The organism is Rhodoplanes roseus, from assembly GCF_003258865.1.
In the GTDB taxonomy this organism is placed as follows: domain Bacteria; phylum Pseudomonadota; class Alphaproteobacteria; order Rhizobiales; family Xanthobacteraceae; genus Rhodoplanes; species Rhodoplanes roseus.
This window is the reverse complement of the sequence record NZ_NPEX01000080.1, coordinates 13,041-23,591: the sequence shown is the minus strand read 5'-3', so window position 1 is coordinate 23,591 and position 10,551 is coordinate 13,041. Positions and strand designations below refer to the sequence as shown.

The following is a 10,551-nucleotide window of genomic DNA, read 5'->3' as shown; positions in this document are numbered from 1 at the left end:
GCATGCCTGCTGCATGCGATCCGACCTCTCCCCGCGCGCGGGGAGAGGTGAAGACGGCGCTGTGCGGGAGGCCTTCCCATGAGCCGCGTGCGAACCATTCCGGACGTCGTCACGGCCGTGCAGACGGAGGCGGCGGATCCAGGCGTGTCGGCCTTCGTGTCGGCCAATGCCGGGTCGGGCAAGACGCATGTGCTGGCACAGCGGGTGATTCGGTTGCTGCTCGCCGGCGTCGATCCCGCGAGGATCCTGTGCATCACCTTCACCAAGGCGGCCGCCGCCAACATGGCCGACCGGGTGTTCGGCCAGCTCGCCGGATGGATCTCGCTCGACGACGTCGCGCTCGACCTCAAGCTGCGCAGCCTCGGCGTCAAGACCATCGCGGCCCGCGATCGCGAGCAGGCGCGAAAGCTGTTCGCCGCGGCGCTCGACACGCCGGGCGGCCTGAAGGTGGAGACCATCCACGCGTTCTGCACGCGGCTGCTGCAGCGCTTCCCGTTCGAGGCCGCGGTGCCGGCGCATTTCGCCGTGCTGGACGAGCGCGCCACCGACGAGCTTCTGGACCGCGCCACGATGGCCGTGCTGCTCGACGCGACGACGTCGCGCGACAGCCCGATCGGCCGCGCGCTGACCAGTGCCCTCGCCGCCGCCGCCGACCAGACGCTGAGGGATCTGGTGCGCGAGGCGGTGTTTCGCCGTCACGCCCTCGGCGCCTGGATCGAGGCGCATGGCGGCCTCGCCGGCGCGCTCGCCGACCTGTCCCGGTCGCTCGGTGTCGCCCCGGACGATACGATCGAGGTGATCGAGAAGACGATCGTCGACGGCCCGCTCCTGCCGTCCTCCGAATGGGCCGCGGTCGCGGCGGTGTGCAAGGGCGGCACGAGCAACGACCAGAAGCAGTGCGCCCGCTTCACGGCGGCGGCCGCCGCCGCGGGACCGGAGCAGCTCGAGGCGTATCTCGACGTCTTCCTGACCGGTAAGCGCGAACCCCGGAAGAACCTCGTCACCTCGGGCATCGCGAAGAAGCATCCGGCGCTCGCCGAGCGCCTCGCGCGGGAGCGCGACCGCGTCGTGACGCTGGTGGCGCAGCGCGACGCCGTGGTGTGTCGCGACCGCACCGCGGCGCTGGTCACCATCGCGGCGGCCGTGATCGCCCGCTACGGCGTCGAGAAGAACCGCCGCGGCCTGCTCGACTACGACGACCTGATCGACAAGACCCTCGCCCTGCTCGGCGCCACGACGCCCGGCTGGGTGCACTACAAGCTCGATCGCGCCATCGACCACGTACTGATCGACGAGGCGCAGGACACCAGCCCGAAGCAGTGGGAGATCATCCGCCTGCTGGTCGCCGAGTTCACGGCCGGCGAAGGCGCCCGCGGGATGCGTCGCACCGTCTTCGCCGTGGGCGACGAGAAGCAGTCGATCTTCTCGTTCCAGGGCGCCGTGCCGAAGGAGTTCGCCCGCATGCGGCGCCACTTCGAGACGGCGCACAATGCGAGCGGCCTCGCCTTCCTGAAGCGAGACTTCAAGTTCTCGTTCCGCTCCGGCGCCAACATCCTGGGCGCCGTCGACGCCGTGTTCGCGACGCCCGAGATGTTCTCGAGCGTCACGTCGGACGAGGCGGGCGTGCCGCCGCACGAGGCGCTGCCCGACGCGGCACCCGGCGTCGTCGAGCTGTGGCCGCTGACCCGGGCGGACCCGCGCGAGGAGAAGGAGGGCTGGGACGCGCCGTTCGACGCCACCATCGAGACCAGTCCGCAGGTGACGCTGGCGCGAAAGATCGCGCAGACGATCCGCGACCTGATCGCCAGCGGCGCGCCGGCCGGGCACGAGAACCGGCCGCTGAAGGCCGGCGACGTGCTGGTGCTGGTGCGCCAGCGCGGGCCGATGTTCCAGGCCGTGATCCGGGCGCTGGAGGAGGCCGGCGTTCCGGTGGCCGGGGCGGACCGGCTGGCGCTGACCGAGCACGTCGCCATCGTCGACCTGATGGCGCTGGCCGACGCGATCCTGCTGCCGACCGACGACCTGGCGCTCGCCATCGCACTGAAGAGCCCGCTGTTCGGCTTCGACGACGACCAGTTGTTCGACGTGGCCCATGGCCGCACCGGCACGCTCCACGCGGCCCTGGTGGCTGCCGCGGGAAAAAGCCCAGCCGCCGCGGCGGCGGCGGAATGCTACGCGCGTTGCACCGAGGCGGCGCGGCAGCAGGGACCGTTCGGCTTCTACTCCTGGCTGCTCGGCGCCGAGGGCGGCCGCGCCCGCATTCTCGCGCGGCTCGGCAGTGAGGCGAACGATGCGCTCGACGAGTTCCTGTCGCTGGCGCTCGACTACGAGCGGCGCGAGACGCCCTCGATGCAAGGCTTCGTCGCCTGGCTGCGGGCCGCCGAAAGCGAGATCAAGCGCGACATGGAGATCACCCGCGACGAGGTCCGGGTGATGACCGTGCACGGCGCCAAGGGCCTGGAGGCGCCGCTCGTCTTCCTGGCCGACACGACGCAGCCGCCGTCCGGCCCGCGGCCGCCGCGGCTGCTGACACTGTCCGCCGAGAACGCACCGCCCGGCACGCCCGGCGCCCTGGTATGGGCGGGCCGGAAGGAGCAGGATCCGGCCGCCGTTGCGACGGCACGCGCCGCGGCCGCCAAGGAGGCCGAGGACGAGTATCGCCGGCTCCTCTATGTGGCGATGACGCGGGCGGCACACCGCCTGATCGTCTGCGGATGCGCCGGCACCCGGAAGCCACCCGAGGGGTGCTGGCACGACCTGATCAGGACGCAGCTCGCCGGCCAGCCGGGCGTCACCGAGGAGACGGTCGAGGGACACGACGCGCCTGTCAGCATCTACCGGAAGGTGCCCGACGCGCCCGTTCCCGCGGCCGAGCCGCAGGCGCCCCCCCGGGCCGAAGCGCCGGAGCCGACTTGGCTGCGCCTGCCTCTCGGCGAACCGGAATCGTCCGCCGCAGCGCTGTCGCCGTCACGGGCCCACGAAGGCGGGCCGCGGCGGGCGCCGCCGCGATCGACCGACACCGAGGCGACCCGAAAGGCCGCGATGGCGCGCGGGCGGCTCGCCCACCGCCTGCTGCAGTCGCTGCCCGAGATCGCCCCGGACAGGCGCGCCGAGACGGCCCGCACCGTGCTGGCCCGCAACGCCGACGTCCTCGACGATGCGGCGCGCGAGACCCTGCTCGGCGACACGCTGGCGATCCTGGCGGATCCCCGCTTCGCCGCCCTGTTCGGCCCGGGCAGCCGGGCGGAGGTGCCGATCCTGGGCCGCCTTCCCCGCCGCGAGGGGCGGCCGCTCCTCGTCTCCGGCCAGGTCGATCGCCTGGCCGTGACGGACGAGGCCGTGCTGATCGCCGACTTCAAGACGAATCGGCCGGCGCCCCGCCGGCTGGCCGACGCGCCGCCCGAATACGTCACCCAGCTCGCGCTCTACCGGGCGGTGCTGCGCACCCTATGGCCCGACCGGCCGGTCCGAACCGCCCTGGTGTGGACCGACACGCCTGATCTGATGGAGGTTTCGGCCGACGCTCTGGCCGCAGCGCTCGATCGGCTCGGCGTTCTCGGAGCGGCGCCTTGACGCATCCCGGACGCGTTCATACGTTCAGGCCCGAACACTGAACCCCAAGAGGTATGGCATGGGCGTGACCAAGGTTTCCGACCAGGACTTCGAGACCGAGGTGCTGAAGTCGGACAAGCCGGTCGTGGTGGACTTCTGGGCCGAGTGGTGCGGCCCGTGCCGCATGATCGCCCCCGCCCTCGAGGAGATCGCCGGGACGCTCGACGGCAAGGTGAAGATCGTCAAGCTCAACGTCGACGAGAATCCCAAGGTCGCGGCCCAGTACAATATCATGTCGATCCCGACCCTGATGCTGTTCAAGAACGGCGAGCTGTCGTCCCGCCAGGTCGGTGCCGCGCCGAAGCAGAAGCTGGAGCAGTGGATCACGGCCGCGGTCTGATCGCCGAACCGCACTCTTCTTCCGCACGACATACCGACGGCCGGCGCTCGCGCCGGCCGTTCGCGTCGGGAGGTTCACGACCGGGCGGGCGGGGTTGTCCCCTCGTCCTCCGCGCCTATACTGCGGCCCGACCGAAGGCAGGCGGACCCACGCTCGGTTCTGCATCGCAGAACGAGCATCGCAGCACGAGAGAGCCATCATGCCGGTGGATGTGATCGCGGATCCCGCGACCGAGGAGCAGATCATCCTGGTCGATGCCGACGACCGGCCGACCGGCGTCGCCGGCAAGACCGAGGTGCATCGGCGCGGCCTGCCGCACCGGGCCATCTCGGTGCTGGTCCGCAATGCGCGCGGCGAGATGCTGATCCAGCGCCGCAACCCGGCGAAGTACCACTCGGGCGGGCTGTGGGCGAACACCTGCTGCAGCCATCCCAGGCCCGGCGAGTCGACGCTCGATGCCGCCCTGCGCCGCCTGCCGGAGGAGATGGGCTTCGTCTGCACGCTGGCGCCGCTGTTCAAGACGCACTATCGCGCGACGCTCTCCAACGGCTTCATCGAGGACGAGCTGGTGCACGCGTTCGGAGGCACCTGGGAGGGCCCGGTGGCGCCGGCCCCGGACGAGGTGAGCGAATACGCCTGGGTGCCGTCCGAGACGCTGTTCGCCGACCTGACGGCCCGTCCCGAGAATTACGCCGTGTGGTTCCGCCACTATCTCGTCACGCATCGCGACGACATCGCGGCCTGGCTCTCCCGGCCGGCATGACGGGAGCGCGGTGCCGATAGCCCGTGGCTTGCGCGCTGCCGAGCCCGCCGATAGCCTCCTGCTCCGTCACGTCTCTCCGTTCCGCTGCCTCCTCCCTGCGCTCCGTTCCCCCCGTCGCGACGCCACCGAGGCCGCCTCCATGCGCACCGAGCTCATCACGATTCCGACCGGCACCACGCCGCTGGACGGCGCGTTCCACTGGCCGGAGGACCGGCCGATCCGCGGCGCCGTGCTGCTGTTCCACGGCAACACGATGAACTTCTACACCGGCGCGCCGCGCTTCCTGCCGCCGGTGCTGACCCGGCTGGGGCTCGCCTGCCTCGCCTTCAATCGACGCGGCCACGACATTCTGAGCATCCGCGACAGCCGGGCCGCGGAAGGCGCCGCCTTCCAGCTCACCGACGAAGCGATCGAGGACAACCGGCTCGCCGCGGCCTGGCTCGCGGCGCGCGGCTACGACGCCCCGGTCGTGATCGGCCACAGCAACGGCGGCATGCTGTCGGTGCCGCATGTCGTCGCGCATCCGAAAACCCCGTGCCTGGTGCTGCTCTCCGCCCATGCGGGCGGCCGGCAGAACGAGCGGGTGAGCCAGATCGGCCTGTTCGCCGGCGACAGGTTCGCCGAGATCAAGGCGCAGGCGGAAGCGCTGGTGGCGGCCGGTCGCGGCCGCGAGCTGATCTTCCTGCCGCACTGGTGGTACGTGACCTCGGCCGAGGCGTTCATCGACCGCATCACCAAGATGCCGTTCACGCTCGATCTCGCGCCGCAGATCACCTGCCCGGTGCTCTATGTCCGCGGCGACCAGGAGCCGGCCGAGCACTATCCCGCCGAGAAATTCCGCGACCGCGCCGGCGGGCCGTGCGACGTCGAGATCGTCCCGAACTGCGACCACTTCTACAAGGGACGCGAGGCCGCGGTTGCGGAGATCGTCGCCGCCTGGCTCGCGCGCCGGCTCGGCCTCTCCGCAGACTGACCGGAATCGCGTGCGGCGCGCTCAGTCCACGGGTGCGATGCTGGGCAATGTCGCGGTGGTGCGCGCTGCGCGTTCCGGATCGGGATCGTCGAGATACCAGGGTACGCTCATCACGACCACCCGGGCCCCTCCATAGGCGAGCAGCCCCGACCGCATGCGCCGCGCGCGTAGCGTGTGCAACGGATACTGCCACCAGCGCTGCTTCACGAACTCGGGCGTCAGCACCGCGATGGTGCGGCCGGGATGCTGGGCCGAAAGCCGGTCGACCAGATCGAGAAGCGGCGCATAGACGTGCCGGAACGGCGCGCCGACCGTGACGAGCCGCGGCGGCCGGTGGCCGGCGGCCCGGGCCGGCGCCTCGACATCGCTTTCCCAGGCCTCGCGCAAGGCGCGCTCCTTCTCCTCGGAACCGGGCCCTTCGAGCGCCGCGAGGTGCACGGCCCACACATCGGGTGAGACCGACAGCGCGAAGGCGAGCGCCTTGTCGGTGAGACGGCTGCGATCCTCGGTCGCGACCAGCACGATAGGAGGCGAGAGGTCGCTCAGATCGAGCGGTCCGGGATCGCGCAGCTCTCGGTCCACGGTCGCATAGTAGCGCCGGACCGCGACCAGCAAGCCCATCAAAGCGGGCGCGACCACGAGCAGGATCCAGACGCCCTGGACGAACCACGCGACCATGGTGACGGCGAGGGCGAGCCCTGTCGCGAGTCCGCCGACGACATCGACGCCGATATTGAGCAGCGTCGCCCGCCGCGCCGCGGCCCGCGCGCTCGTCACCCGTCGTCGCACGCGCAGTCCATGAACGGTCATGCCGAGCTGAACCAGCAGGAAGACCGAAAGGGCCGCCACGGCGAAGAGCGGCACCAGCCGGTCCGTCACGCCCTCGAACAGCCCCAGCAGCGCCCCGGCGCATCCGGAGAGAAACAGCACGCCGACCGTGAGAACCAGCCTCCGCCCCAGCACGGCGAAGGGTCGCGGCAGCCAGCCGTCGGCAGCGACCAGGCGGAAGAAGCCCGGCAGGCCGACGAAGCTCGTGTGAGCGGAGAGGACGAGCACGCCCAGCAGCGCACCGATGCAGACGTAGTAGAGCGCGCCCTGCCCGGCGATCGCGGCGGCGAGACCGGACAGCACGCTGCGATACTGCGCGTCGGTTTGCGGCATCGCGACGACGCCGAACGCCGGCACCAGAACCGCGAGCGCCGCGAGGAAGACGGCCAGCACGACCACGACCGCGGCGAGGGCGCGGCGCGCGGTGCGCACGGCGGGATCCCGGAAGGTGTCGACGCTGTTGCTGACGGCCTCGACGCCGGTCATGCCGGTGCACGCCACCGCATAAGCGAGTAGCACCGCGAGCCAAAAGCTCGTCTCGCCCGGCGGATCAGAAGGAGCCGGAGACGGCAGCGGCTCGGCGTTTCCCGACAGGACGACGACGAGGCCGGCGACGAGCACGATCGCGAAGCTCGCGAGGAAGACATAGACGGGCAGCGCGAAGACCCGTCCGGCGTCGAGCACCCCGCGCAGATTGATCAGGGTCAGCCCGGCCAGCACGACCAGACACAGCGCGAGGCGATGCGGCGCGAGCGTCGGCACGGCGGAGACCAGCGCCGCGACGCCGGCGGAGATGCCGACGGCGACGTTGAGCACATAATCGAGCACCAGAACCACCACGGCCAGCAGCCCGCCGGCGTCGCCGAGCGTGTCGCGCGCGATCGTGTAGGCCCCGCCGTTGCCCGGGAACGCCACGATGGCGCGGCGAAAGGTGAGCCAGAGCAGCAGAAGCACGACGACGACCACACCCTGCACGGCCGCAAAGGCCGACAGACCCGCCGCACCGAGCGGTGCCAGGACCAGTAGGGCCGCTTCCGGGCCGTAGGCGGGCGAACCGAAGGCGCCGAGCCCGACGGTCGGCACCCCGGTGCCGAGACCGACCTTGCGACCCGCGTGCTCCTCGTTGGCGAGCGGCCGGCCGAGAAGGAGCGCGGCGAGAGAGGAGCGCGACAATGGACAGAGGACCCCGTTTCGATCACGGTGGGAACGGTCGAGGCGCCCGCCCTGTTCCGCGCGGACGGCGATCCGCCGGCCGTTCACGGCGGGAGACGATTCGGCATGATCACCAGCGGCAACCTGTTCGCGGGAGCGCAGCAGCGGCGGCCGGACGAGTTGGTCTCGACCTTGCTCGCGACACCGGATCTGCGCATCGAGCGAATCGTCTCGCACGGTCAGGCGAGCCCGACCGGCTTCTGGTACGATCAGTCCTGGTCCGAATGGGTGGTGCTGCTCACCGGCACGGCGACGCTGCAGTTCGAGGGCGAGCCGACGCCGCGTGCGCTGCTGCCCGGCGACTACGTCCACATCCCGGCGCATGCCCGTCATCGCGTGGCGGCGACCGACCCGGAGCGCGCCACCGTGTGGCTCGCCGTGCATCACCGGTGAGACCGGATCGCGGAGGTGCGTGTCAGAACCAGCGTTCGGAGATGACCACGGTGTCGCCGGGGCGCACCGGCGTCATCGGCGGGCCTTTCAGGCGCACCGGCCCTTGCGGGGTCGGCCGCGTGACCTCGACCTCCCAGCGATAGGCGCGCGGCGTGAAGCCGCCGGCGATCGCGACCGCCGTCTCGGCGGTCATGTGGGCGACGAACGGATACTGTCCCGGGAACGTCACCTCGCCCAGGATGAAGAACGGCCGGTAGGCCTCGACCTCGACCGCCACATGCGGCTCGCGCAGATAGCCGTCGCGCAAGCGCGCGGCGATCACCTTCGAGAGGTCCGCCGTGGTGCGGCCGCGCGCCGGAACGCCGCCGATCAGCGGCAGCGTGATGCGGCCCGCGGCGTCCACCGCATAGGTGTTGGTGAGACCGTCCTGCCCGTAGACCATGACGCGGAGGCGATCGCCGGAGTCCAGCGTATAGGGCGGATCGGGATCGTCGGCCTTGACGAGCGCGGCAGCGACGGCCGGCGACGGGCCAGGGATCCCGCCCGTCACGTCGCCGGGGCCGCCATAGACGACCGCGTCGATGGAGGGCGGCGGCGGAGGGACGCCGGGCCCGAAGAAGCTCGACGTGGTCATGCAGCCGGACAGCGCCAGCGAGGCGAGGATCACGACGATGGGACGAGCGTGCCGCATGGGATCCGCACAACCTATGAAACTCGGGAACTCACAATCCGGATTAACACCCCATTATCGTTAACAAACCCTAAGCAGAGGACGCTTTTGACGTTTCTGCACGTTGCGGTTTAGGTCGGTCGGGCGAGGCTGTGGCGCAGCGGTAACGCGAGTGCCAACAGACAGGTGGAGGGCCCTGGCGGGGCTGCGGACCCGGTCCTGGCGGAGATGGGCCGGCTCGACGGCGGGCTGCGATGGCTCGGCGGCGCGCGCCGGCACCGGCTGCGCCGGTCGGCACTCCGGCTGGGCCAGCCCGGGCCGGAGGCTCGTGCCCGGGCCTCGCGTGCAGGCTTGGCTGGGGCGCCTGGATTCGAACCAGGGAATGGCGGAATCAAAATCCGCTGCCTTACCACTTGGCTACGCCCCAAGGCGGCGGCCTTTCGCGCGCGGACCATACGTGCGCACGCGGTCGGGATCAACACGCCCCACGCGGGCTTGGGGATTTCCGGCGAGCGGCTCGGGACGGGTCTGAACACCGCATCGGGAACGCCGCGGGCCGCCTCACGGCTCCGTGCGGCAGGTCGGGGCGGTCCCGCGGAGCGGCCGCACGCGCACGTGGAATATTCTTTTTGACACCGGGAGGCGGAGAACGCGATATGGTTGAATTCCCATAACCGATGCATCCGATGACGACCCTGTACATCACCCACCCGGCGGCACTCGAACACATTCCCCCCCTCGGCCATCCCGAGAGGCCCGATCGACTGCGGGTCGTCGAGCGGGTCCTGGAGCAGGAGGCGTTCCAGTCACTCGCCCGCGACCAGGCGCCCGTGACCGCGATCGACCGCATCGCCCTGTGCCACACGCAGGACTATATCGACGCCATCCGGGACGCGAGCCCGACCGAGGGCATGGTCAAGCTGGACGCCGACACCTCGATGTCGCCCGGCACCTACGAGGCGGCCCTGCGGGCCGTCGGCGGCGCCGTGCTGGCGGTCGACGAGGTGATGACCGGCAAGGTCGCCAACGCCTTCTGCGCCATGCGGCCGCCCGGCCACCACGCCGAGATCACCCAGCCGATGGGATTCTGCTTCTTCAACAACGCAGCCATCGCGGCGCGGCACGCCCGCGACCGACACGGCGCCGAGCGGGTCGCGGTCATCGACTTCGACGTTCACCACGGCAACGGCACCCAGGACATCCTGTGGGCCGACCGCAACGTGATGTATTGCTCGACCCACGAGATGCCGCTCTATCCGGGGACCGGCGCCGCCTCCGAACGCGGCGAGCACGGCACCATCGTGAACGCGCCGCTGCGCGCCGGCGACGGCGGGGACGAGTTCCACGAGGCCTTCGAGAGCGTCATCATCCCGCGCCTTCTGGACTTTCGGCCCGACCTGCTGGTGCTGTCCGCGGGCTTCGACGCGCACATGCGGGACCCGCTCGCCAACATCAATCTGCTGGAGCCCGACTACACCTGGGTCACCAAGCGGATGATGGATGTCGCCGACAGCTGCTGCGGCGGCCGGGTCGTGTCCCTGCTCGAGGGCGGCTACGACCTTCAGGGCCTCGCCCGGTCGGTCGCCGTCCACGTGACGGCGCTGATGCGGGGGTGAGCCGGTCGACACGATCCGCCGGCGGCCGGCTCTGCTCCGGCAGCCGCCATCGCAAATTCGACGCAAGTCTGCGGCACGCGAGTTCCGGGACGAGCTTCGGCAAGGCGAGTGGCGTGGAGACGGAAACGACGACGTGCGGCACGC

General features: G+C 71.0%; 8 protein-coding genes and 1 tRNA gene. 6 read left to right on the top strand and 3 right to left on the bottom strand.

Annotated elements, in window-relative coordinates:
• Window positions 1-78 precede the first annotated feature (78 nt).
• The 4 genes from addA (at window position 79) to CH341_RS13575 (ending at window position 5,688) form a co-directional block, all read left to right on the top strand.
• Window positions 79-3,573 carry a double-strand break repair helicase AddA gene (gene addA / locus CH341_RS13590; RefSeq protein WP_111419558.1) on the top strand — a complete coding sequence of 1,165 codons (3,495 nt, stop codon included), beginning with the start codon at window positions 79-81 and terminating at the stop codon, window positions 3,571-3,573.
• A gap of 58 nt (window positions 3,574-3,631) precedes the next feature.
• Complete coding sequence (gene trxA / locus CH341_RS13585) at window positions 3,632-3,952, top strand: thioredoxin (protein ID WP_111419557.1); 321 nt, start codon at window positions 3,632-3,634, stop codon at window positions 3,950-3,952.
• Between the two features lie 199 nt (window positions 3,953-4,151).
• A complete protein-coding gene (gene idi, locus CH341_RS13580; protein ID WP_111419556.1) occupies window positions 4,152-4,715 on the top strand; it encodes an isopentenyl-diphosphate Delta-isomerase in 564 nt (187 codons plus the stop codon).
• A gap of 139 nt (window positions 4,716-4,854) precedes the next feature.
• Window positions 4,855-5,688 carry an alpha/beta fold hydrolase gene (locus tag CH341_RS13575; RefSeq protein WP_111419555.1) on the top strand — a complete coding sequence of 278 codons (834 nt, stop codon included), beginning with the start codon at window positions 4,855-4,857 and terminating at the stop codon, window positions 5,686-5,688.
• A gap of 21 nt (window positions 5,689-5,709) precedes the next feature.
• On the opposite strand, the gene CH341_RS13570 is transcribed toward CH341_RS13575, so the two are convergent.
• Window positions 5,710-7,689, bottom strand: coding sequence for an APC family permease (locus tag CH341_RS13570; RefSeq protein ID WP_111419554.1), 1,980 nt, complete (start codon window positions 7,687-7,689; stop codon window positions 5,710-5,712).
• A 105-nt stretch (window positions 7,690-7,794) separates the two neighbouring features.
• On the opposite strand from CH341_RS13570, the gene CH341_RS13565 reads away from it, so the two are divergent.
• Window positions 7,795-8,121 (top strand): cupin domain-containing protein, encoded by a 327-nt coding sequence (locus CH341_RS13565; RefSeq protein WP_111419560.1) that lies wholly within the window; start codon window positions 7,795-7,797, stop codon window positions 8,119-8,121.
• Between the two features lie 22 nt (window positions 8,122-8,143).
• Here CH341_RS13565 and CH341_RS13560 read toward each other — a convergent pair whose 3' ends face one another.
• Entirely contained in the window at window positions 8,144-8,812 is a 669-nt protein-coding gene (locus CH341_RS13560) for a polysaccharide biosynthesis/export family protein (RefSeq protein ID WP_111419553.1), read from the bottom strand.
• A 331-nt stretch (window positions 8,813-9,143) separates the two neighbouring features.
• Window positions 9,144-9,218, bottom strand: a tRNA-Gln gene (locus CH341_RS13555).
• Between the two features lie 259 nt (window positions 9,219-9,477).
• Between CH341_RS13555 and CH341_RS13550 the strand changes: the two genes are divergently transcribed.
• Window positions 9,478-10,407, top strand: coding sequence for a histone deacetylase family protein (locus CH341_RS13550; RefSeq protein ID WP_111419559.1), 930 nt, complete (start codon window positions 9,478-9,480; stop codon window positions 10,405-10,407).
• Window positions 10,408-10,551: the final 144 nt, after the last annotated feature.